General features: G+C 61.3%; 23 protein-coding genes and 1 pseudogene. 12 read left to right on the plus strand and 12 right to left on the minus strand.

The window, feature by feature from the left end; translation table 11 throughout:
* Positions 1-155: 155 nt before the first annotated feature.
* Together KKQ10_RS14425 and KKQ10_RS14430 are read right to left on the minus strand one after the other, a co-directional pair.
* Positions 156-2,606: a penicillin acylase family protein gene (locus KKQ10_RS14425; protein ID WP_215501477.1), complete on the minus strand. Its 2,451-nt coding sequence runs from the start codon at positions 2,604-2,606 to the stop codon at positions 156-158.
* Positions 2,607-2,899: 293 nt separating this feature from the next.
* A pseudogene (locus KKQ10_RS14430) lies at positions 2,900-2,977 on the minus strand (thiol:disulfide oxidoreductase); the annotation flags it as partial.
* A gap of 74 nt (positions 2,978-3,051) precedes the next feature.
* Here KKQ10_RS14430 and KKQ10_RS14435 point away from each other — a divergent pair.
* Positions 3,052-3,609, plus strand: coding sequence for a cysteine hydrolase family protein (locus KKQ10_RS14435; protein ID WP_215501478.1), 558 nt, complete (start codon positions 3,052-3,054; stop codon positions 3,607-3,609).
* A 130-nt stretch (positions 3,610-3,739) separates the two neighbouring features.
* Here the strand turns inward: KKQ10_RS14435 and KKQ10_RS14440 are convergent, their stop codons facing one another.
* The 4 genes from KKQ10_RS14440 to KKQ10_RS14455 form a co-directional block, all read right to left on the minus strand.
* Positions 3,740-3,943, minus strand: a complete 204-nt coding sequence (locus tag KKQ10_RS14440; RefSeq protein WP_215501479.1) for an SEC-C metal-binding domain-containing protein — start codon at positions 3,941-3,943, stop codon at positions 3,740-3,742.
* A complete protein-coding gene (locus KKQ10_RS14445; protein ID WP_127649633.1) occupies positions 3,940-4,434 on the minus strand; it encodes an LEA/WHy family protein in 495 nt (164 codons plus the stop codon). Before KKQ10_RS14445 ends, KKQ10_RS14440 begins: the two co-directional genes overlap by 4 nt.
* A gap of 113 nt (positions 4,435-4,547) precedes the next feature.
* Complete coding sequence (locus tag KKQ10_RS14450) at positions 4,548-5,024, minus strand: YchJ family protein (protein WP_215501480.1); 477 nt, start codon at positions 5,022-5,024, stop codon at positions 4,548-4,550.
* 4 nt (positions 5,025-5,028) lie between these two features.
* Positions 5,029-5,526 (minus strand): DUF6231 family protein, encoded by a 498-nt coding sequence (locus KKQ10_RS14455; protein ID WP_127649635.1) that lies wholly within the window; start codon positions 5,524-5,526, stop codon positions 5,029-5,031.
* A 197-nt stretch (positions 5,527-5,723) separates the two neighbouring features.
* Here KKQ10_RS14455 and KKQ10_RS14460 point away from each other — a divergent pair, with 197 nt between their 5' ends.
* The 4 genes from KKQ10_RS14460 to KKQ10_RS14475 all read left to right on the plus strand — a co-directional run bounded on the left by KKQ10_RS14460 (position 5,724) and on the right by KKQ10_RS14475 (position 8,421).
* Positions 5,724-6,419: a PA1041 family peptidoglycan-binding anchor lipoprotein gene (locus KKQ10_RS14460; protein WP_041070618.1), complete on the plus strand. Its 696-nt coding sequence runs from the start codon at positions 5,724-5,726 to the stop codon at positions 6,417-6,419.
* 90 nt (positions 6,420-6,509) lie between these two features.
* Positions 6,510-7,232, plus strand: a complete 723-nt coding sequence (locus KKQ10_RS14465) for a PA1041 family peptidoglycan-binding anchor lipoprotein (protein WP_127649636.1) — start codon at positions 6,510-6,512, stop codon at positions 7,230-7,232.
* Between the two features lie 162 nt (positions 7,233-7,394).
* The gene (locus tag KKQ10_RS14470) at positions 7,395-7,670 is read left to right on the plus strand and encodes a DUF1145 domain-containing protein (RefSeq protein ID WP_025110781.1); all 276 of its coding nucleotides are present in this window, start codon (positions 7,395-7,397) and stop codon (positions 7,668-7,670) included.
* A complete protein-coding gene (locus tag KKQ10_RS14475; protein ID WP_215501481.1) occupies positions 7,663-8,421 on the plus strand; it encodes a collagen-like protein in 759 nt (252 codons plus the stop codon). Before KKQ10_RS14470 ends, KKQ10_RS14475 begins: the two co-directional genes overlap by 8 nt.
* A 172-nt stretch (positions 8,422-8,593) precedes the next feature.
* Here the strand turns inward: KKQ10_RS14475 and KKQ10_RS14480 are convergent, their stop codons facing one another.
* The gene (locus KKQ10_RS14480; RefSeq protein WP_127649638.1) at positions 8,594-9,058 is read right to left on the minus strand and encodes a CopD family protein; all 465 of its coding nucleotides are present in this window, start codon (positions 9,056-9,058) and stop codon (positions 8,594-8,596) included.
* A 98-nt stretch (positions 9,059-9,156) separates the two neighbouring features.
* Between KKQ10_RS14480 and dinG the strand changes: the two genes are divergently transcribed.
* The 5 genes from dinG to pdxH all read left to right on the plus strand — a co-directional run bounded on the left by dinG (position 9,157) and on the right by pdxH (position 16,979).
* Complete coding sequence (gene dinG, locus KKQ10_RS14485) at positions 9,157-11,301, plus strand: ATP-dependent DNA helicase DinG (RefSeq protein WP_007968875.1); 2,145 nt, start codon at positions 9,157-9,159, stop codon at positions 11,299-11,301.
* 92 nt (positions 11,302-11,393) lie between these two features.
* Positions 11,394-13,739, plus strand: a complete 2,346-nt coding sequence (locus KKQ10_RS14490; protein ID WP_215501482.1) for a beta-galactosidase — start codon at positions 11,394-11,396, stop codon at positions 13,737-13,739.
* 190 nt (positions 13,740-13,929) lie between these two features.
* Positions 13,930-15,075: a serine hydrolase domain-containing protein gene (locus tag KKQ10_RS14495; protein WP_127649640.1), complete on the plus strand. Its 1,146-nt coding sequence runs from the start codon at positions 13,930-13,932 to the stop codon at positions 15,073-15,075.
* Between the two features lie 113 nt (positions 15,076-15,188).
* Entirely contained in the window at positions 15,189-16,307 is a 1,119-nt protein-coding gene (locus KKQ10_RS14500) for an OmpA family protein (RefSeq protein WP_215501483.1), read from the plus strand.
* 24 nt (positions 16,308-16,331) lie between these two features.
* Positions 16,332-16,979, plus strand: a complete 648-nt coding sequence (gene pdxH, locus KKQ10_RS14505; RefSeq protein WP_215501484.1) for a pyridoxamine 5'-phosphate oxidase — start codon at positions 16,332-16,334, stop codon at positions 16,977-16,979.
* Positions 16,980-16,984: 5 nt separating this feature from the next.
* Here the strand turns inward: pdxH and KKQ10_RS14510 are convergent, their stop codons facing one another.
* A complete protein-coding gene (locus tag KKQ10_RS14510) occupies positions 16,985-17,221 on the minus strand; it encodes a hypothetical protein (protein WP_215501485.1) in 237 nt (78 codons plus the stop codon).
* A gap of 167 nt (positions 17,222-17,388) precedes the next feature.
* Between KKQ10_RS14510 and KKQ10_RS14515 the strand changes: the two genes are divergently transcribed.
* A complete protein-coding gene (locus KKQ10_RS14515) occupies positions 17,389-17,853 on the plus strand; it encodes an outer membrane lipoprotein (RefSeq protein WP_007969461.1) in 465 nt (154 codons plus the stop codon).
* A 59-nt stretch (positions 17,854-17,912) separates the two neighbouring features.
* Here the strand turns inward: KKQ10_RS14515 and KKQ10_RS14520 are convergent, their stop codons facing one another.
* From KKQ10_RS14520 to nhaA, 4 genes are all read right to left on the minus strand, one after another.
* A complete protein-coding gene (locus tag KKQ10_RS14520; RefSeq protein ID WP_215501486.1) occupies positions 17,913-18,152 on the minus strand; it encodes a DUF7683 domain-containing protein in 240 nt (79 codons plus the stop codon).
* An 8-nt stretch (positions 18,153-18,160) separates the two neighbouring features.
* Positions 18,161-18,418, minus strand: a complete 258-nt coding sequence (locus KKQ10_RS14525) for a colicin E3-like toxin immunity protein (RefSeq protein WP_395602003.1) — start codon at positions 18,416-18,418, stop codon at positions 18,161-18,163.
* A 4-nt stretch (positions 18,419-18,422) separates the two neighbouring features.
* A complete protein-coding gene (locus tag KKQ10_RS14530) occupies positions 18,423-19,649 on the minus strand; it encodes a colicin E3/pyocin S6 family cytotoxin (RefSeq protein WP_215501487.1) in 1,227 nt (408 codons plus the stop codon).
* 251 nt (positions 19,650-19,900) lie between these two features.
* Positions 19,901-21,088 carry a Na+/H+ antiporter NhaA gene (gene nhaA, locus KKQ10_RS14535; RefSeq protein WP_215501488.1) on the minus strand — a complete coding sequence of 396 codons (1,188 nt, stop codon included), beginning with the start codon at positions 21,086-21,088 and terminating at the stop codon, positions 19,901-19,903.
* Between the two features lie 197 nt (positions 21,089-21,285).
* Here nhaA and KKQ10_RS14540 point away from each other — a divergent pair, with 197 nt between their 5' ends.
* Complete coding sequence (locus tag KKQ10_RS14540) at positions 21,286-22,380, plus strand: PLP-dependent cysteine synthase family protein (RefSeq protein WP_502941601.1); 1,095 nt, start codon at positions 21,286-21,288, stop codon at positions 22,378-22,380.
* Positions 22,381-22,474 lie beyond the last annotated feature (94 nt).

The following is a 22,474-nucleotide window of genomic DNA, read 5'->3' on the forward strand; positions in this document are numbered from 1 at the left end:
TTAGCTATGAGGTTGGCGGGAGTCTGGAAGTTCTATCGAGTTTTTATGTGGGGCGAAAAGCAAAAGATCGCCGCCTTCGGCAGCTCCTACAGGATGTTCACCATTCCCATGTAGGAGCTGCCGAAGGCTGCGATCTTTTGATCTTGCTCTAGAGCTTATTTACCCGGAGTAAGGGTCAAACGCGTCTTGCCATACACCCGGTCAAAGTTCTGCGGCTGCATCGGCAAGCCGATGTACTGGCTCTTGAGCCACGCATCGATGCCGTTGAGGTAGTTCGGGCTGGCCGGGTTGCCGGACTGGCCGGTGCCGTTCTGGCCCATCAGCGGCTCGGTCTGGCTGAAGTCGACGATGAAACGCATCGACGGCGCGCGGGTGGTATTGAAGTCCTGACCCCAGGCAAACGCCGCAGTATTGAGCGTGGTGTGATCGCCACCGGCGGCCAGCGGACCGCGAACGGTCTGGCCGTTGGCGTTTTTCCACGTGTAGCTGTGCAGTTTGCCCCACTGCCAGGCCTTGTGATCGCCACCCAGCTGGCTGTCGCCGGCGCTGATCGCCGCCGCCAGGCTGCGGGCGAGGATCACCGCTTTGTCTTCTTTCTGCGGGGTGCGGATGTCATCCCAGAACGGGCTGTCTTCGCGACCGAGCAGGTGATCGGCTTGCGCCGCGTAGGACAAGTCGCCATTGGCGATAAAGGCTTTCCACGCCGGACTCGACTCTGGGCCGAGTTCGTCGAGGAAGATCTGCTTCATGCTTTCTTGCAGGAACAGTTCATAGATCGCCGCATCGGCCGACGTCGCGCTGAGCTTGCCGTCGAACGCCATCAAGCGGGTAAACGTCTCGCGGGCCTTGCTGCGATCGGCTTCCGGCAGGGCATCAATCGCCTGTTTCAGCGGCTGCTTCATCCCCGGGGCTTCGAACATCTTCTTCAGCTTGCCGGCAAATGTCGTGGTCTGGTCGTATTGCATGGCGATCACGCTGCGACCGTCCTGTTTGCCACTGCCAGCCAGTTCGGCCAGGCGCTCGCCACGCTCCGGCGCGGCCCAGGAGTTGGACAACTGCATGCCGTAGCCGTGAGGAATCACCCGCTGGTTGGCGGTGCCGAGCCAGCCCTGGGTCGGATCCTGATCGTACGGGTGCAGCATTGGGTCGGCGTAACCGTCCCAGTCGTAGCGACCTTCCCAGCCCGGTGATGGCAGCAGGCCTTCGCCTTCGCGACGGTTCGGGAAACGCCCGGTGACCTGCCAGCCGATGTTGCTGGCGTCGGCAAACACCATGTTCAGGGCGATGGCGCGGATCTCTCGGCTGGCGTCCGAAGCACGTTCAACGTTTTGCGCGCGGGTCAGGTCAAAAAACGCGTCCAGCGATTTGTCGTCGGTGAAGCTCGGGGTTTGCAGGGCCAGGCCAAAACCGTTGCCTTGCGCCGCCGCTTGGGCACTGTTGAGCAGTGCACCGTGACGGGTTTCGTACACCGCTTCGCGAATCGGCCGCTGGCCTTTGACGAAATAGGTTTCGTTGCGCACGCCCAGTGGCTGCCATTTACCGTTGACCTCGTAGGTCAGGCTGCTGCCCTGACGGCGGATTTTTTCCAGGAACAGGTCCTGGTTGTCGCCGAGCACACTGGTGGCACTCCACGCGACTTTGCCGTTGAAACCACCGAGGACCATCGGCAAACCGGCCACCGTGACACCGGCAGCCTGATATTTCGGCGCGCGGATCTGCACGAAGGTCCACAGCGACGGTGCCGCCAGTGGGCCATGGCTGTCGCTGGCAAGAATGCTCTTGCCGCTGCGGCTGCGTTGCGGGGCGATGGCCCAGTTGTTCGACGTGCTGGTGCCGAGCAGATTTACCGCCGCCAATTGTTGGCGGGCGTTGCTCAGTTCGCTCAGGCCGGGGATCTGCCCGTTGAGCTTGAGGCCTTGCAGCTTGTCGGCCTCGGCCAGTGGCAGGTTTTCGTCCGGGGCGGACGGGGTCAGCCAGGCGAGTTTGTCGGTGGTCACGGTTTGCGCCAGCACCAGCGAGGAAATCTCTTCCGGCAGGTTGGCCGACTGGCTGAAGTTCAACAGCGCGAACATCAGCGCCGAGTCTTCCGGTTTCCAGTATTGCGGCTTGTAGCCGCTGGAGGCGAGGTCGCCCGGCAGTTTGTCGGCATAGCGGAACAGGTAGGCGTTGACGCCCCGCGCATAGACTTCGAAGAAGCGCTTGAGCCGTGGCGACGAGGCCTTGTACAGCTCGTCGGCGCTTTTCTTCAGATTGACCGCGCGCATGTAGCGGTCGGCGTCGAGCATCGACGCGCCGGACATTTCCGCCAGACGCCCCTGGGCCAACAGGCGCAGGGTGACCATCTGGTTGATGCGGTCGCTGGCATGGACGTAGCCGAGGGTGAACAGCGCGTCGTGGAAGCTGTTGCTTTCGATCAACGGCATGCCCATGGCATTGCGTCGTACCGAAACGTTCTGCGCCAGGCCCTTGAGCGGTTGCACGCCGGAGGTCGGCGGGAGGGTGTCCTGAGCGTTCCAGGTCTGGCAACCGGACAGGCTCAAGACACCGGTCACTGCTGCGGCAACGCCGAACCGGGGAAGAAAATGTGTAAGGGCTGGCGAGGCCATGGCAAAGCTCCTGCGGGGGTGTAGAGGCTGGGGGCGCAATAAAGCCGCTACGTTAGTGAGCAGGAGGTGGCCGCGCAAGCGGGGCGAGTGGTTATTTCTGTATTTGTCTGACCAACAGCAAATCAGCAGAGATCACAGTGTTTTTGTGGCGAGGGAGCTTGCTCCCGCTGGAGTGCGAAGCGCTCTCAAACCATTCACCGCGATTTATCAGAAAAATACGCTGTCTGGATAACGACTGCTGCGCAGCCGAGCGGGAGCAAGCTCCCTCGCCACAACAACGATCCATCCAGATATCAGGGTTTCGGCGGGTTGATCTTCTGCACCAAGGCATACGCGTTCACCGTCGCCGGGCGATCCTTGATTGGGTTGAATCAGAGCTTGCTCACCCCGTGGCGGTGATGCTGAAGTGCGGGAAACTCAATGACCCTGCGTGAGACAAATCGCCATGAAGCTTCAGACCAACGCCGCACTGATCATCATCGACCAGCAACAGGGCATTCTGGAGCCGCGCCTGGGCCGGCGGAATAACCCACAGGCCGAAGAGCGCATGCTCGATTTGCTGGGGGAATGGCGTAGCAGCGGGCGTCCTGTGATTCATGTGCAGCATCTGTCGCACTCGCCGGACTCGGTGTTCTGGCCCGGGCAGTCAGGGGTGGAGTTTCAGCCACGGTTTTTGCCGCAGGACGGCGAATGGCTGATCCAGAAACAGGTGCCGGATGCGTTTTGTTCGACTGGGCTGGAGGCCCGGTTGCGTGAGGCGCGGATCGGGCAGTTGATCATTGTTGGTGTGGCGACCCACAACTCGGTGGAGTCCACAGCGCGCACGGCGGGCAATCTGGGGTTTGATACGTGGGTGGCGGAGGATGCGTGTTTCACTTTCGACAAGGCCGATTATTTCGGCACACCGCGTTCAGCCGAAGAGGTGCACGGGATGTCGCTGGGGAATTTGCACGAGGAGTATGCGACGGTGACCGGGAGTGCGCAGATTCTGGCGGCCGGCTGAAGGTTTTTGGTGAATGTACCGTCGGTATCGCCGAGCCGGCTCACTCCTACAGTTGAACGCATTTCATCTGTAGGAGTGAGCCGGCTCGCGATAGCGATGTTTCAGGCGAAGAAGGACTTCGCCCAAGGCATCAAGCGCCGTGGCACTTCTTGAATTTCTTGCCGTTGCCGCATGGGCAAGGGTCGTTGCGGCCGACGTCTTTCAGGGCGTTGCGCACCGGTTCCTGGTGGGCGTGGCCGCAGTTCGGGCCGTGGACATGGCCATGGTCTTGATCATGATGATGGTCATGATCGTGGTTGCAGTCAGGGCCATGGACATGAGGTTGCTGAGTCATCGGTTGTGCTCCGGAATTAAATCGGCGGGGATTATCACGCCATTGCGCTCCAGGTGCACGTAGTGGGCGATGAATAAACCGGTTTCCATCTCGCCTTGCAGTCGATAAGGCACCTGCTGGTGCGGACTCTTGAGCATTTTCACCACGTCCTTCACCCGCGGCCACAGGTTGGTGCGGATCGGTATCCGGTAGAACGCGCTGCTTTTGGGCCCCACGGTGATCCAGTGTTCATGCTCGCCTTCGGCCAGCAACATATCCGCCAGATGAATGCGATATTCCATGCCGCGCACGGTCAGGTCGCTGTCGTTGGGGTTGTCGATGCGAAAGTGCAGGATGAATTTCTGCTCAAGCAGCTTGGCCCGCACCACCTCGACTTTCACCAGGTGGACGGCGGGGTCGACGCTGTCATCGCTGAACCACGAGGCGCAACCGCCCAGATTCAGGATCAGTGTCAAAGTGAAAAGCTGGAATGTGCGCCAACGACCGAGCATGGTTGAACTCCCTTTGCAGCCAGTCTAGACGCTAAAAAGAGCGCAGCCTGCGGCAGTTCCCACATAAGTCGCATACCCCTGTAGGCGCTGCCGCAGGCTGCGATCTTTTGACCTTATGCGCCGAAATACCCCGCACAGCACTTCTTGAACTTCTGCCCGCTGGCACACGGGCAACTGTCGTTGCGTCCCAGCTTCAACTGCACGGTCGGATCGATGAAGTACCAGCGCCCGCTGTTCTGCACGAACGATGAGCGCTCGCGGTGGCTGTGTTCGCCCTGGCTGTCGTGCCAGCGTGCGGTGAAGGTGACGAAGGCGTGCTCGGGCTGGCCGCCGAACACTTCCGAGCTTTCGACCTCAAGGCCGAGCCAGGTGCTTTGTGCGCTCCAGGCGCTGATCGACTGGCGATCCAGACCCGTCTGCTGAGCGGGCAGGGTGGTGGCCACCAGATAATCGATCAGCCCCAGCACGTAGGCGCTGTAGCGCGAACGCATCAGGGCTTCGGCGCACGGCGCCGGGTGGCCGGCGTGATAGTGGCCGCAGCAGGCTTCCAGCGGGTTGCCGCTGCCGCACGGGCAAATGGCTGTACTCATTGCATTACCACCAGTATTTCCCGAAATTTTCCGGATTGGCCCAGAACCGCGAGTTGAGCCAGTCGGGGACTTGTTTGTAGTCAAGCAGATCGTAGGTGAACAGGGTCAGCACTTGATCGTCGCGCTGGAAGCGTTCACTGGCTTGCAGCGCCAGTGAATAGAAATCGGTTTCCTGCCAGCCGCTCGCCGTCAGGTCCGCCAGCACCGCGATGCGGCTGGCGTTGAGGTTGCGGATTCCGCCCAGCAAATTCAGGCCCTCGCGCTTGGGCAGATGCTCCAGGCAATCGACCACCAGCGCCAGGTCAAAGCGCCGCGCCGCGAGTTCGGCGGGCAACGCACCGGGTTCGGCGTGGGCGACGCAGCAGTCCGGGTGCGCCTCCTTGAATGCGGTGAGCGCCGGAAATTCGCTGGCGCCGATCAGCAGCAAACGCGCCGGGGCATAGCGATCCAGTAAAGCAGCCAGCGCCTGTTGCGGCGTGCGCGAAGAAATGGCGACGTTCATCGAAGCTCCTCAATCAGATCGCCAAGACTAGCGCGCCAGACGGATCCGGCCTAGACCCCGGTTTGCCGCATCTGGCAAAAGTGCCGAATCACTGTGAACACGGTCCCAAATGCCAGCGGCCTATTGCTGGCGGAGATTAAAACTCCGGTCTTTACTCCGTGAATCGGTTCTAAGCCGATCCCTCAGGAGAAAACCAGATGAGCATAGTTCGGACAGCATTACCTTTGATTCTGCTAACCAGTGTGTTGACTGGTTGCGCAGGTTTGCAGAAAACCGACTGGCCGACCTGTGCGGCGGTCGGTGGTGTGGTCGGTGCCGGTCTCGGTGCGACGGAAAGTTCGGCGTGGGCCGGCTATGGCGCATTGTTGGTCGGTGGTACCGCAGCCGCCTATTGCTGGGTGCACGGTGATGGCGACGAAGACGGCGATGGTGTGCCGGACAGTCGCGACAAGTGCCCGCATACGCCTAAAGGCGTGCAGGTCGATGCTGACGGCTGCCCTCCACCTGCCCCTGCGCCAGTGGTAGAAGAGGCTGTTGTGGTCAAGGAAGAAACCATCGTCATCCGCGATGTGCACTTCCAGTTCGACAAAGCCACCCTGACCGGTTCCGATAAACAGGTTCTGGACAAAGTCGCCACGCGCCTGAAACAAGAGTCGTCCACGGCGCAACTGACCGTGACCGGTCACACCGACAGCGTCGGCAGCGATGCCTACAACAAAAAACTGTCGGATCGTCGTGCGCACTCGGTGGTGGAATACCTGATCCAGCAAGGTGTGCCGCGTGCCAGCTTCGTCTCGGTATCGGGCATGGGTGAAAGCCAGCCAGTGGCGGATAACAAAACCGCTGACGGTCGCGCACAGAACCGTCGTACCGAAATCAAAATCGTCCGCTAGCCCCTCTCGCATCCGCGGCTTGTGCAGTCGCGGATGCGGGTCTTTACTCCTGTGTAACCGGTATGGGCCGGTGACACAGGAGCTTTCACAATGACTGTTTTCTCAAGGTCCGTCTTGCCGGTGCTGCTGCTAGGCAGCTTGCTCACCGGTTGTGCTACCCACAGCGATGGCGATGCCCCCCTCAATCAACGTACGTGGCCGATCTGCAGCCTGATAGGCGGGCTGGTCGGTGGCGGTCTTGGCGCCATCGAAAGTGGCGGCTGGGCCGGTGGCGGCGCGGCGCTGGGGATTCTGACTGGCGGGCTGATCTGCTATGCCCAGGATGGCGATGAAGACGGCGATGGCGTATTCGACCGCCGCGACCGTTGCCCTGACACCCCGGCCAATACCCCGGTCGATCATCGCGGCTGCCCGTTGCCGCAATATCCGGTCACTGCAAAAGCCCCCGAGCCTGCGCCGCAATCGGAAGTCATCACCCTCAGCGACGCGGGCAATGTGTTGTTCGATTTCGACAAGTCGGACCTGACTCCGGCCGCCAAGGCCCAGCTCGATACGCTGATGGACAAGCTGCGCAATGCCGACGTGGTCAGCATCAAGGTCATCGGCCACACCGACAGCAAGGGTTCGGATGCCTATAACCAGGCGTTGTCGCAGCGGCGCGCCAGCAGTGTCGCGGCGTATCTGCTGAGCCAGGGCCTGGAACCGGGCAAACTGACCAGCGAAGGGCGCGGCGAGAGCGAGCCGGTGGCCGACAACGCGACGGACGAGGGACGGGCGAAAAATCGTCGGGTGGAGTTGCATATCAATCGCTAAGACTTGTCTGTAGTCCGCAGGCTAGAGCTGCCGGGCGACGATCATCGTCGAGCCGGCAGCCATCCGACGGCTGACAAAAGTTTTTTCATTTACCCCTCTGGCTTATCCCCCGCCTAAGCCGTTACTGTGCGCCCAAAGAATAATTCCGAGACGGGGGAGCGTATGAAGGTTTTCTGGGGGCTGGGGCGCTTGTTGACCCTGCTGTTCTGGTGCGTGGTGGTGGTCAATCTGCTGGTGCCGTTTGTGCATCCGTTGCATTTGCTGGTCAATCTGGCCGGTGCCCTGTTGCTGGCACTGCATGTTCTGGAATTGCTGTTCTGTCGCCTCAAGGGGCGTCCCAACCCGTGGCGTGACCGTCTGCGGATCCTGTTGTTCGGCGTATTTCACCTGCAAACCATCCCGGCCCCGGCCGCTCCGGAGGCTTCTTCCCATGCGTAAACTTTGCCTGCTCGCTGCATTGATCAGTCCCCTGGCCTGTGCCCAGGTGGTCAGCGTCGAACCCAACTCGCTGATGCGTCTGCCCAACACCGCCAGCACCTTGCAGCTGGAACGGCTGGAAGTGGCCGACTACGGCACGCTGCTGATTCCTTCCAACGTGATCGAGCTGACCGTCGGCGAATTGCGTCTGGGCCACGAAGCGCGCATCGCAATCGTCCCCAGCGAACAGGCGCTGGACATGAAAGTCAGCCGTGCGCAGTTGTCCGAGGGCAGTCTGATCACTGCTCGCGGCGCGCCGGGCACTTATGAAAAAGCCGCCCGCGCCGGGCGCAACCTGAATTTGCAGTTCAAGGCGTTGAGCGCGCCGAAGTTGCTGGTTGATGCCCGTGGCGGTACCGGAGCACCGGGTTTTGTCGGCCTCGATGGCGGTAACGGTGAAGATCCGGGTTGCACCTGGGGCGAGGCCGGCCACGGTTTTGATGGCAGCAACGGCAGCGACGGCCAACCCGGTGCTCCGGGGGCGCTGGTGCGCCTGGAGGTGCCGCGCGAGTTTCCGGCTGAGCTGATCAAGGTCAACGTCGCTGGCGGTGCCGGTGGCCCGGCGGGTGTCGGTGGCAAGGCGGGCAAGGGCGGCAAGTCCAAGGGCTGCCTGGTGTATCGCGCCGATGGCGGCAAGAACGGCAAGGCCGGGGCTGATGGTCAGCCTGGGCCAGTGGGGGCGGCGGGTGCGGTGACCGTGCAACGCCTCTAAATAACAGCGCTACTCACAACCGTGGTGAGGGAACTTGCTCCCGTTGCGCTGCGAGCAGCTCCAAATCAGCTGACGCGTTCAATCTGAAGAAACGCGGTATCTGGGGTGGGGCCGCTACGCGACCCAGCGGGAGCAAGCTCCCTCGCCACAAAAAGTGTTTGTCTTCAGCCGCTCAGAACATCGGTCGAGCGGCGGCAATCGCCACCAGCACCAACCCGACAATCAAGTTAATCCCCACCACCCGGCGAATCCGCCCCAGCACCGCCGCACCCGCCGGCCAGTCCTTGGCTTCAACGGCCTTGCGCAACTCTGGCAGCATCAAGCCCTGAATGCGGATAAACAGCGCCGTCATCACCACATACAGCCCCATCATCACCTGCACGTACTTCGGCGCGGTCTCGAACCCGATGTGCTGCAAGTGCAGCATGCCCACGCCGCTGATCGGCAACAGGATCACCGCGACCCAGACCCAGCGGAAAAAACCTTGAAACACTTCCACCCACAAGGTCAGGCGGGCGGGGCCGTCGAGAGCCTTTACTGCCGCCGGGCGCAGGACCATCCAGGCGAAAAACATGCCGCCGACCCAGACCAGGGCGGACAGGACATGCAGCGGATAAACGAGGCTAAAAGGTGTCATTGGGGTACTCCGTTCTGCGCGGGATCGATTCGCGGGGTATGATAGCCGCCGATCCGAACTACTGAAAATTTATCCAGCGTTTTTACGCCCGACACTCAATGATCAGCACTGAACTCAAAACCACGATCCAGGGCGCCTACTCGCGTTTTCTTGAAGCCAAGAGCCTCAAGCCGCGATACGGCCAGCGCCTGATGATCGCCGAAGTCGCCAAAGTCCTCGGGGATATCGACACCGATGACGAAGGCCGGCGCAGTGGCGACCCCGCGATTGTCGCGGTGGAAGCCGGCACCGGTACCGGCAAGACCGTGGCCTACAGCCTGGCGGCGATTCCCACGGCGAAGCTGGCTGGCAAGCGCCTGGTGATTGCCACCGCGACCGTGGCCCTGCAAGAGCAGATCGTCTACAAGGACTTGCCCGACCTGATGCGCAACAGCGGGCTGAACTTCAGCTTCGCGTTGGCCAAGGGCCGTGGCCGCTACATGTGCCTGTCCAAGCTCGACATGCTGCTGCAGGAAGGCCATGCGCAAACCGCCACTGCGCAGCTGTTCGAAGAAGAAGGTTTCAAGATCGAGGTCGACGAGGCCAGCCAGAAGCTGTTCACCAGCATGATCGAGAAACTCGCCGGCAATAAATGGGACGGCGACCGCGACAGTTGGCCCAACGCCCTCGAAGACGCCGACTGGGCACGCCTGACCACCGATCACAGCCAGTGCACCAACCGCCATTGCCCGAACTTCGGCCAGTGCGCTTTCTATAAAGCGCGCGAAGGCATGGGCAAGGTCGACGTGATCGTCACCAACCACGACATGGTCCTGGCTGACCTGGCCCTGGGCGGCGGTGCGGTGCTGCCGGATCCGCGCGACACCATTTATGTGTTCGACGAAGGCCATCACCTGCCGGACAAGGCCATCGGCCACTTCGCCCATTACACGCGCCTGCGTTCCACCGCCGACTGGCTGGAAACCACCGCCAAGAACCTCACCAAACTGCTGGCCCAGCATCCCTTGCCGGGGGATCTGGGCAAGCTGATCGAACAGGTGCCGGAGCTCGCGCGGGAGATCAAGACCCAGCAGCAGTTCATGTTCACCGCGTGCGAGCAGATCGCCGACTTCAAACCCGGGGAAGACGTCGAAGGTCGCGAGCGGCCCCGTCATCGTTTCGTCGGCGGGGTGATTCCCGAGCACATGCGCGAAATGGGCATCGAGCTGAAAAAAGGCTACTCGCGTCTCAACGATCTGTTCACCCGCCTGACCGACCTGCTCAAGGAAGGCATGGATGGCGAGGTCAACATCGGCATTGCCAGCAATCAGGCCGAAGAGTGGTATCCGCTGTTCGGCAGCCTGTTGTCCCGCGCCTCGGGCAACTGGGAGCTGTGGACCGCGTTCACCGCCGAAGACCCGGAAGACAGCCCGCCGATGGCGCGCTGGCTGACGCTGGCCGAAAGCGGTTCGCTGTTCGACATCGAGGTCAACGCCAGCCCGATCCTCGCCGCCGAGACCTTGCGCCGCAGCCTGTGGAACGTGGCCTACGGCTGCCTCGTGACGTCGGCAACCCTGACCGCGCTGGGCACCTTCGACCGTTTCCGCATGCGTGCCGGCCTGCCGAAAAAAGCCGTCACCGCCGTGGTGCCGAGTCCGTTCCATCATGCCGACGCCGGTGTGTTGCGGGTCCCGGACCTGAAGGCCGACCCGCGTGATGCAGCCGCCCACACCGCGGCGATCATCCGCGAGTTGCCGGATCTGGTCGAAGGTTCGCGCGGTACGCTGGTGCTGTTCTCTTCGCGCAAACAAATGCAGGACGTGTTCGATGGTCTCGACCGCGACTGGCGCAAGCAAGTGTTCATTCAAGGCAACCTGTCGAAACAGGAAACCCTGAACAAACACAAGGCGCGGGTCGATGGCGGCGATTCCAGCGTGCTGTTCGGCCTCGCCAGTTTCGCCGAAGGGGTGGACTTGCCGGGGGCGTACTGCGAACACGTGGTGATCGCCAAGATCCCGTTCTCGGTGCCGGACGATCCGGTCGAGGCCGCGCTGTCGGAGTGGATCGAAGCCCGCGGCGGCAATCCGTTCATGGAAATCTCGGTGCCCGACGCTTCGCTGAAACTGGTTCAGGCTTGCGGGCGTCTGCTGCGTACCGAAGAAGACCGCGGCACCATCACCTTGCTCGATCGGCGGCTGGTCACCCAGCGCTATGGCAAGGCGATCCTCAATGCGTTGCCACCTTTCCGTCGTGAAATATCCTGAGACAACGGTGGGCAGTTTTGCCCGCCGCGCTGTCTATCTCTCTGCCATGCTTTTCCATTGGCCTTTTGGTCGTTAGGGAGAACTCCGTTCTTATGATTCGCCGCTCGTTGCCTGCCGTGTTTGCCTTGATCTTCGCCACCCCCTTGCTGGCGGCGCCTGCCGGTCAGCAGACCCTGTTCAACTTCGTTCGCCCCGCCGACGTGGTGAAAGTCGTCACCGAAAACACTGACCTGCCACAAGCCAACGCCGAGCAAACCCCGGAAGGGGAAGTGCTGCGCCGGGTGACGTTCAACCCGGTAGCTCGCCCGACCCTGCGCCTGACTCCGCAGGCCGGTGCCTGGGACTGGTCGCAGTCGGACATGATGAGCCTGCGCCTGCAAAGCGCAATGAGCTGGGCCGTGACGGTCTACGTACAAATCCAGAGCAATAACGGGCAGACGCTGACCAGCCGCGTCGACCTGCCGGCCGGTCCTGCGCAAACCCTGCTGGTGCCGCTGGTGGCGACCTCGCCACTGAGCCAGGGCATGAAGGCCGGGCCGCCGATGCCGATGACCGTCGACGGCCAGCGGATTCTGCTGGCCAGCAGCAGCGGTGAAATCGACCGCAGCCAAGTGGTGTCGGTGAGCCTGTGGATGGATCAGCCGAAAGCCGCGCAGAGCTTGCTGCTCGAACGTTTCGGCGTGCAGGACGGTGACGCGGTGACCCGGGCCGTCTACGGCAATCTGGTGGACGCTTACGGTCAATCGACTCGCAGCAAATGGCCGGAAAAAGTCAGCAGCGATGAACAACTGAAATCTGCCGCTGCCAAGGAAGAACAACAGCTGAAAACCTGGCTGGCCGAGCGCGAAAAGTCCTCGCTGGACAAGTTCGGTGGCTGGAGCAAAGGCCCGGCGTTCAAGGCCAGCGGCTTTTTCCGCACCGAAAAGCGTGACGGTCGCTGGTACCTGGTGACCCCTGAAGGGCATCCGTTCTATTCGCTGGGGGTCAACACCGTCAGCCCGCAGGTCAACCAGACGTACGTGGCCGGGCGTGAGTGGATGTTCGAATCCCTGCCCAAGCCTGACGAGCCGCTTGCCAGCCATTTCGGCGAGGGCGACAACCGTGGTGGCAACGGCGCCGATCAGGGCCGGGGCTACAACGCCGGGCGCTGGTACGATTTTTACGCGGCCAACCTGCAACGCCTGTACGGCGAGCCTTGCGCCGCGCAGACCAAAGCCGAACCAACGGCCGAGCCGACAGCGGCCACGCCATGCAAAGCCACGGTCGACGAACAGAAGTGGACCACGCACACCCTCGATCGCCTGCAAGCCTGGGGCTTCAACACCGTCGGCAACTGGAGTGCCGACTCGCTGGGCGATGCCGAGCGGGTGCCGTACACCTTGCCGCTGTCGATCGTCGGTGATTACACCAGCATCAGCACCGGCACCGACTGGTGGGGCGGCATGCCTGACCCGTTCGACCCGCGTTTCGCCATGGCCACCGAGCGCGCCGTCGCCATCGCCGCCCGCGATCATCGGGACGATCCGTGGCTGATCGGTTACTACGCCGACAACGAACTGGCCTGGGCCGGTCTCGGCACCGATCCGCAATCGCGCTACGCCCTGGCCTATGGCACGTTGAAAATGACCACCGACGTACCGGCCAAACGTGCGTTCCTCAAGCAACTGCGCGACAAGTACCGCAACCAGGCGGGCCTGTCGAAAGCGTGGGGCATTGATCTGCCGGCATGGGAGTTGATGGAAGACCCGGGGTTCGTGCCGCCGCTGCCGAATCCGGAACACCCGGAAATCGAAAACGATTTCAAATACTTCCAGAAGGTGTTTGCCGATACCTATTTCAAGACCATCTCCGATTCGCTGAAATGGCACGCGCCGAATCAGCTGCTGCTCGGCGGGCGTTTCGCCACCAGCACCCCGGAGGCCGTGGCGTCCTGCGCGCAGTACTGCGACGTGTTGAGTTTCAATATGTACACGCTGAAACCGCAGGACGGCTATGACTTTGCCGCTTTGCGCGCCCTCGACAAACCGGTGCTGATCACCGAATTCAATGTCGGTTCGGCTGACCGTGGCCCGTTCTGGGGCGGCGTGACGCCACTGGCGAAGGAAGAGGATCGCGGCCCGGCGTACGCCAATTTCCTAAAACAGGCGTTGAGCGAACCGTCGATTGTCGGCGTGCATTGGTTCCAGTATCTGGACCAGCCGGTGACCGGGCGTCTGCTCGATGGCGAGAACGGGCACTTTGGTCTGGTGGGGATTACCGATCTGCCGTATCAGGGCTTTGTCGACGCCGTGCGCAAGAGCAACCTGCAGGCGCTTGATCAGTTGGGCAAGGAGGCTGAGAAAGCCTCTAAGCACGAAGCCGAAGGCGGCAGGAAAGGTGAGGCAGGCAAAGGTGCGGGAGCAGGGCACGCGGGTGGGCACTCGGGGAATGGTCATTAATCTGTGATGCGCTAAAAGATCGCAGCCTGCGGCAGCTCCTGCAGAGGAAAGCGATCTCATGTAGGAGCTACCGCAGGCTGCGATCTTTTGACTTGGCTTTTAACCGTCTGGCCCGCAGCTGTTCCCAAATCCCTCAAGGGCTGGAACAATGCGGGCCACTTTGTAGAGCGTTTTCGCGGGGGAGTTGCGGGTGCAGATTCAGGGACATTACGAGCTTCAGTTCGAAGCGGTGCGCGAGGCTTTCGCGGCACTGTTCGATGATTCCCAGGAACGCGGCGCAGCCTTGTGCATCAAGGTCGGCGGAGAAACTGTCCTCGACCTCTGGTCCGGTACCGCCGACAAGGACGGCACCGAGGCCTGGCACAGCGACACCATCGCCAACCTGTTCTCCTGCACCAAGACTTTCACCGCGGTCACCGCGCTGCAACTGGTGGCCGAAGGCAAACTGCAACTGGATGTACCGGTTGCCCGCTATTGGCCGGAATTCGCTGCCGCCGGCAAAGAATCCGTCACCCTGCGCCAACTGCTCTGCCATCAGGCGGGTCTGCCGGCCCTGCGCGAGTTGCTGGCGCCAGCCGCCCTTTACGAATGGCAAACCATGGTCGACGCCCTCGCGGCCGAAGCACCCTGGTGGACGCCGGGCACCGGCCACGGGTATGCCGCCATCACCTATGGCTGGCTGGTCGGCGAATTGCTCCGTCGCGCTGACGGTCGCGGGCCGGGCGAGTCCATCGTCGCCCGTGTCGCCAAGCCGCTGGGCCTGGATTTTCACGTCGGACTGGCTGACGAAGAGTTCTACCGCGTGGCGCATATCGCTCGCGGCAAGGGCAACGTCGGCGACGCTGCCGCCCAGCGCCTGTTGCAGGTGACCATGCGCGAACCGACCGCCATGACCACCCGTGCCTTCACCAATCCGCCGTCGGTGCTCACCAGTACCAACAAACCGGAATGGCGGCGCATGCAGCAGCCGGCCGCCAACGGTCATGGCAACGCACGCAGTCTGGCCGGTTTCTACGCCGGTTTGCTCGACGGCAGTCTGCTCGAAAGCGAAATGCTCGAAGAACTGACGCGCGAACACAGCGTCGGTGAGGACAAGACGCTGCTGACCCGTACCCGCTTCGGTCTGGGCTGCATGCTCGATCAGCCGGACATGGCGAACGCCACCTACGGCCTCGGTCCGCGTGCGTTCGGTCATCCGGGGGCGGGCGGTTCGGTGGGTTTTGCTGATCCTGAGCACGATGTTGCGTTCGGTTTTGTGACAAATACCCTTGGGCCGTACGTCTTGATGGATCCGCGCGCGCAGCAACTGGCGCGGGTACTTGCCACTTGTCTGTAAAGCGTTACGTGAGGTTCCAGATTTGGAACCAGATCCGGTTTTTTGATTCAAAGCGTCTGTTTATCCGGGCAAAAGAGCTCTGATCTTTCATTACTTCACTTTGTGGATTTTCAATGTCGTCCAAAAAAACTCTCGCCCTGGCCCTGTGTGTTGCGATTACCGGTTGTGCACAGACTCCTAAAAACGATGCGGACGGTGGCAGTTGGTGGCCGTTCGGATCTTCCGACAAAGTGGCGGCCAAAGAGCCGGCACCGGCTCCAGCCCCGCTCAAGCCTGCTGCCACCGCACCTGTGGCCAAGACTGAAAGCAGCAGCCATTGGTACTGGCCGTTTGGCGGCTCCGATGATGCGGCGGCCAAGGCTGCTGTGAAACCCGAAGTAAAACCAGAAGCCAAACCGGCTGTAGTGGCCAAGGCCGATGCTGACACCGGCAACAAGTGGTGGTGGCCGTTCGGCGGCAAAGACCAATCCACTGCCAAAGTGGTGCCGATGCCTGACCCGAAAGTCACCCAGGCCTGGCTGGATGACTACGAACCGCGCCTGCGTGCGGCGATCAAGGACAGCAATCTGCAACTCGAACGCCGTGACAACGTGCTGGTGGTGATCGCGCCGGTTGAAGGCTCGTTCAACCCGAAGCGTCCGGCGATGCTGCTGCCGGTGACCCTCAGCCCGTTCACCAATGTCGCGAAAATCCTCGAAGCTGACCCGAAAACCGCGGTACTGGTACTCGGTCACAGCGACAACACCGGCGCCGCGCCGGCCAACGTCAAACTCAGCCAGGAGCGCGCCCAGTCCGTGGCGGCGATCTTCCGTCTGAGCGGCCTGCAGCGTGATCGCCTGATGCTGCGCGGCATGGGCGGCGATGCCCCGCGTGCGGCCAACGACAGCGCTGAAGGCCGTGCGCTGAACCGTCGTGTCGAACTGCTGGTGACCCCGCAGAACACCATGGTTGCCCTGCTGAGCAAATACAACATGCCGGCGCCAGCGCCGACCACGATGATTGCCGCACAGGACGTCAAGCCTGCAGCCAAACCGGTCACCCCGGCGCCGGCTGCTTCGAAAGCCGCCGTACCTGCGAGCAAAAAGGCTCCAGCGAAGAAAGCTGCCGCCAAGGCGCCAGCGAAGAAAGCGGCGACCAAGGCTCCGGCGAAAACGCCTGCCAAGAAAACCGCTCCGGCCAAAGCGGCGACCACAGACAAGAAAGTCGCCGCCACCGATACTTCCAAGCAGTGATCCGCTAACGAAAAGGAATGCGCCATGACCCAGGCTCTGGCAGATATGCGTCGTGATTACACCCGGGATGGTCTGACCGAGGCGCAAGCCCCGGGCGAACCGTTTGCGCTGTTCCACCAGTGGTTTGCCGACGCGGTGAAAACCGAACAGGCGCCAGTGGAGGCCAACGCCATGACCCTGGCCACGGTCGATGCGGATGGTCGACCGCATTGCCGCATTCTGCTGCTCAAGGGCCTGGACGAGCAGGGTTTCACCTTCTTCACCAACTACGACAGTGCCAAGGGCCAGCAGCTGGCGGGCAACCCGTTTGCCGCCATGACCTTCTTCTGGCCGACCCTGGAGCGCCAGGTGCGCATCGAAGGGCGTGTGGTGAAGGTCACGCCTGCAGAGTCCGACGCGTACTATCAGGTGCGTCCGCTGGGCAGCCGGCTCGGGGCCTGGGCCTCACCGCAGAGCAGGGTGATCAATGGGCGTGGCGAGCTGGAAGATCTGCTCAAGGCCACCGAGCAGCGCTTCAGCGATACTCAGCCTGACTGCCCGGAACACTGGGGCGGTTACCGCCTGCTGCCTGAGCGCATCGAATTCTGGCAGGGGCGTCCAAGCCGTCTGCACGATCGCCTGAACTATCGTCAGCAGGGTGCCAACTGGATTCTTGAACGTCTGGCGCCTTAAGCAGTCTACCGAGCGGGATAGCCTGCCGCAGCGGCCTCAAGCCATTTCGGTAGGTCCCGACGCTTGATCTTCTGCACGCGGGCATGCGCCAGTTGTTCGAGCATGAAGGCGCGTTTGCCTTCATCCTTGCCCGCCAGGGACAATGCCAGGTCACGATCCATCCAGCGTTTGATTCGCACGTACAGCCACCAATGGAAGTACAGACCGGCGACGGTGGTGACGAAAATGATCAAGTAATCCATGAAAATCCTTGGGGTGGCCGGGCAGGTTGGGCGATTTGGCGCTACTGTTGGGTGGGGCTGCAGGCGCCTGTACCGGGCCTGAATAAAACCAAGTTTATCCGGGCTGTGTCGTGACAGGCGTCAAGCAGCGGGGTTTAATGAACACCTGTTCTTTTGGAGTTGATGCTATGCGTAAGTCTGTTCTGCTGGTTGCTTCCTTTTCCACGATGGCGATGTTGCTGACCGGCTGCCAGTCGAGCCTGACCGGTGACTCCTACTCCCGTGACGAAGCGCGTCGTGTGCAGACGATTCGCATGGGCACCATCGAATCCCTGCGTCCGGTGAAAATCGAAGGCACCAAGACCCCGATCGGCGGCGCTGCAGGCGCAGTGGTCGGCGGTGTCGGCGGCAGCGCCATCGGTGGCGGCAAAGGCAGCATCGTGGCGGCGGTCATTGGCGCCGTGGCCGGTGGTCTGATCGGTTCGGCCACCGAAGAAGGCCTGACCCGCACCCAGGGCGTGGAAATCACCGTGCGTGAAGACGACGGCAGTATGCGCGCCTACGTGCAACAGGTTCAGGAAAACGAAGTGTTCCGTGTCGGTGAGCGCGTGCGCATCTCCACCGTCGGTGGCACCAGCCGCGTTTCGCACTAAGCGGCAACGAGCGGTAAAACAAAACCCCGATCAGGTGACTGGTCGGGGTTTTTATATATTTACCGGGTGCTCACGTTACACGTCAGCTGGAAAAAGCACTGAGGGTCATGAACTTTTTTGGCGAGTAATTTTTCCAACGCCTCAAGCTGATGCACTTCAAGATCGTAGCCTTCCCAGCCCCATTGTTCTTCCGTCCAACCCATGATGAGTTTTATTTTTTCATCATGTCCGCACGGAAGCTTTTCCTCGAATACGAGAAGGTCAGTCGTTTTGTCGAAGGCCTCAATGATGTAGATCATGTGCAGTGCTACCAGTTGTCGCTGTACTCAAAAGCAATTTGATAGTCGTATATGTCCATCGCGATAGGGTGCTGAAAAAAAGGCTGAATAATGTCGACCCAGTGTCCTAGGACATTGAATCCTCCATTGTTGATATTGTTTTCCACTGGGATCCCCAATGCATTTAGTACGGACTCATCGTCGCCTAAATCCTTGGACAATTCCTCGCCTTGGCCAATGGCGGTTCTCTTGTCGTACCACTCCAAAACTATTTTCAGTCCCATCATTACCTCACAAGTATTTTTTTCGGATGCTTCTTTCAGGCTTGGGATCTTCTCGTCGTTCCCCTGTCGCAGGGTCAAACGCTCCCAAATGGGCTCCATCACTTGCACGATATTCTTCCAGTTCACCGTGCATTGAGTCCCATTCGTAAATTCTCTTGCCCTTGGCATCTGTCCATCTTTTTCGAAGTCCTCCACCACCTTGTACCGGATTCATTTTTTTGGCGGTCTTCAGACCGGGGAACGCGGTGATTTCTTCTGTTTTCGGAGGTTGATGATAGCTATGTCCCGCGGTCGCTAAACCTTTGCGCGCCTCGTTGATTACGATGTAGAGCGGTTTGACACCCGAGCTCACCGGAAACACCAGAATGAAATCCCGGTACTCTGGCGGATAAACCGGATTCACCAGAATTCCGTCCGCCGCTTTCGTTGGCGGATAAACCCAGATGTGCGGTGCCTGCGGTGCAGCCTCCAGCGCGGGAATACCAAGGATGTCCGAGCCATCCACAGCAGGCGTCCAGAGCAGTTCTACGCCTTCGCCCAAGTCAGCAATGAACTGGCTGCCACGCAACTTGAACTGCACGACATCGACCATTTCCCAATCGCGGTTTTTACCGGTGTAGAAGCCATAGCCCTTCAGAGTACCGTCGGCCTGCTGTTCGACCCTCAGCCGAACACGCGTTCGCGCCTGTTCAAGTCCGCGCAATTGCTCATCGGTATACAGCGCACTGTCGCCAAGGCTCGATGGCATGAACAGCGCCACCAGACCCACCAATGGCGTAATAACCGCGCTGGGTACAATCGCGGGCAGCGCTTCAAAAGCCGAACCTGCCAACGCAAAACTGCCAAACCCTGCCGGGATGGCAGTTGCACCGATTTTCTTGAGATGAAATCCACCGGTCTCATCAGCCTCGCGAGCACCGAGCAGAATCAGGTCGCCGTAGTCTTTCAAACTATCGGTCGGCACCATCCCCGAAGGGTTGGAGTAATCGATGATCGCGTCCGGCAATTTGCAGGATTTGGCAAACACGCACCCGGCACGCACTGGATCAGGCTTTTTGGCCGCCATCTCGCGGCTGCGCTCGAAGGCCTCCTGCCGCGCCAACATGGCGTCGTAAGCGTTTTGTCGGGATTCGCGTTCGGCCAGTTCAGTGGCCGTCATGTAGCGGTAGGTGACGTGATGACCGTCGCCCGCCGGTGGGTTGGGAACCCGGGGAATGTCCTTGTTGCAAGCCACTGAGCGTCCTTTCGTTCATCCATCGACAGCCCTTCGAAAGGGCTGCACGACGTTAACGAAGCAGGCAAAGGGTGGCTGTAGGACGCGTCTCTAATGAAGTGTGGATTGTTCGCTATTGGTCAGGCAGGGCAGAACCTGTGGCGAGGGAGCTTGCTCCCGCTGGGGAGGGAAGCCCCCCCAAAAAGCGGGGTCTGCTGCACAGCCCGGCGGGAGCAAGCTCCCTCGCCACAACAAAACCAATCACAGGTGTTCTATGCAGGTAGATCCGTGCTCCGGCGACTTGCCGCCGCCGTCACCGCATAACCGAGCAACGCCGCCAGAATTGATCCGGTCAGGATGCCCATGCGGTCCATCCCGGCGTAGTCGCTCACGCCCGGTTCAAAGGCCAGCGAGCCGACGAACAGGCTCATGGTGAAGCCGATGCCGCAGAGGATCGCCACGCCCAGCACCTGACCCCAATTGGCGTCCTGGGGCAGGGCGGCGATGCCGATTTTCACCGCCAGCCAGGTCAGGCCGAACACGCCGATGGTCTTGCCCAGCAGCAGGCCGATGGCGATGCCCATCGGCACGTGATGGGTGAAGCTTTCGACAGTCACGCCGCTCAGTGACAGCCCGGCGTTGGCGAACGCGAACAGCGGCAGAATGCCGTACGCCACCCATGGGTGCAGCGCGTGTTCGAGGGCCAGCAGCGGCGACGGCTCGGCATTTTTGGTGCGCAGCGGAATGCAGAACGCCAGCGTGACACCGGCCAGCGTCGCGTGGACACCGCTCTTGAGCACGCACACCCACAGGATCAAACCGATGATCATGTACGGCCCGAGCTTGACCACGCCGAGCCGGTTCATCGCCACGAGTGTCGCGATGCACGCCGCCGCCAGCCCCAGCGACAGGGTCGAGAGTTCGCCGGAATAGAAAATTGCAATGATCACGATGGCGCCGAGGTCGTCGATGATCGCCAGGGTCATCAGGAACAGCTTCAGCGAGACCGGCACGCGTTTGCCCAGCAGCGCGAGTACACCGAGAGCGAAGGCGATGTCAGTGGCGGTCGGAATCGCCCAGCCGTCGAGGGCTGGCGGGTTGTCCCGATTTAGCCACCAGTAAAGCAATGCCGGCACGACCATGCCGCCAATCGCTGCGGCGCCCGGCAAGACGATCTGCGACGGTTTCGACAGCTGCCCGTCGAGCACTTCGCGCTTCACCTCCAGGCCGATCAGCAGGAAGAACAGCGCCATCAGCCCGTCGTTGATCCACAACAGCAGCGGCTTGGCGATTTTCAACGCGCCGATCTGCGCCACCACCGGGGTGTCGAGCAGGCCGGTGTAAAGCCAGGACAGCGGTGAGTTGTTGATGATCAGGGCGAGGATCGCGGCGGCGATCAATAGCAGGCCGCTGGCCGCTTCCAGCTGAAAGAAACGGGTGAAGGTTCTACGCAGCGGCAAGGTCGCTCTCCATCAACATTCCCAAAGGTCTTACACCCGGACACAAAACCCGTACCGGGTGACACTTGCACAGAGCCTAGCAGTTGGCGGATATATTGAGCCTCAGCTGTATCTGTGAGCCTTGTAGGTTTTTTCCTATGCTGGGTGACTGAGCCTGTGACGAGGCGATTCCTGCCCGATTCGACGAGAGCATGACCATGAGTGACAACCGACAGTGGGCCCGCGAAGCCATCCGCATCATCGAAGCGGACTTCCAGCGCAGCGCCGACACCCACCTGATCCCCTTGCCGCTGCCAGGTTTTGCGGGCATCGAGTTGTACTTCAAGGACGAATCCAGTCATCCCACCGGCAGTCTCAAGCATCGCCTGGCCCGATCACTGTTTCTGTACGCGTTGTGTAACGGCTGGCTCAAGCCCGGTGCGCCGGTGATCGAGGCCTCCAGCGGTTCGACGGCGATTTCCGAGGCGTATTTCGCGCGCATGCTGGGCCTGCCGTTCATTGCGGTGATGCCCGCGACCACCTCCAAAGAGAAGATCGCGCAGATCGCTTTCTACGGTGGCCAGAGCCATCTGGTAAAGGATCCGACGCAGATTTACGCCGAATCCGAGCGTCTGGCCCGCGAGCATGGCGGCCATTTCATCGATCAGTTCACCTACGCCGAGCGGGCCACCGACTGGCGGGCGAACAACAACATTGCCGAGTCGATCTTCCAGCAGATGCGTTTCGAGAAGCACCCGGAGCCGAGCTGGCTGATTTCCAGCCCGGGCACGGGCGGCACCACCGCGACGCTTGGCCGCTACGTGCGCTATCGCCAGCATTGCACCCGGGTGTTGTGCGCCGATGCCGAGCGTTCGGTGTTCTTTGATTTCTACCAGACCGGTGACGCCAGTCTGCGTCTGGACTGCGGTTCGCGGATCGAAGGCATTGGCCGGCCACGGGTGGAAGCGTCGTTCCTGCCCAAGGTGATCGATGCGATGGTCAAGGTGCCGGACGCCTTGTCGCTGGCGGCCATGCATTATCTGGCGCAGCGCCTGGGGCGGCATGTCGGTGGGTCGAGCGGCACCAACCTGATCGGCGCGCTGATGGCGGCGCAGCAGATGAAAGCGGCGGGGGAGTCGGGGTCGATCGTGGCGATCCTGTGCGATGGCGGCGAGCGTTATGCCGACACCTATTACGATCAGGACTGGCTGAAGGCGCAGGGTTATGAATTGGAGGGATTGATCGCGGCGGTGGCGGCGAGTGCCGAACGCGGTGAGCCGCTGCCGACTTCAGTGTTGCGCGCCAATATCTGACACACCCCAATCAAATGTAGGAGTGAGCCTGCTCGCGATAGCGGTGTGTCAGTCAACATTTATGGTGTCTGACACACCGCTATCGCGAGCAGGC

Origin of the sequence: Pseudomonas sp. MG-9, from assembly GCF_018729515.1 — a bacterium.
Lineage (GTDB): Bacteria > Pseudomonadota > Gammaproteobacteria > Pseudomonadales > Pseudomonadaceae > Aquipseudomonas > Aquipseudomonas serboccidentalis.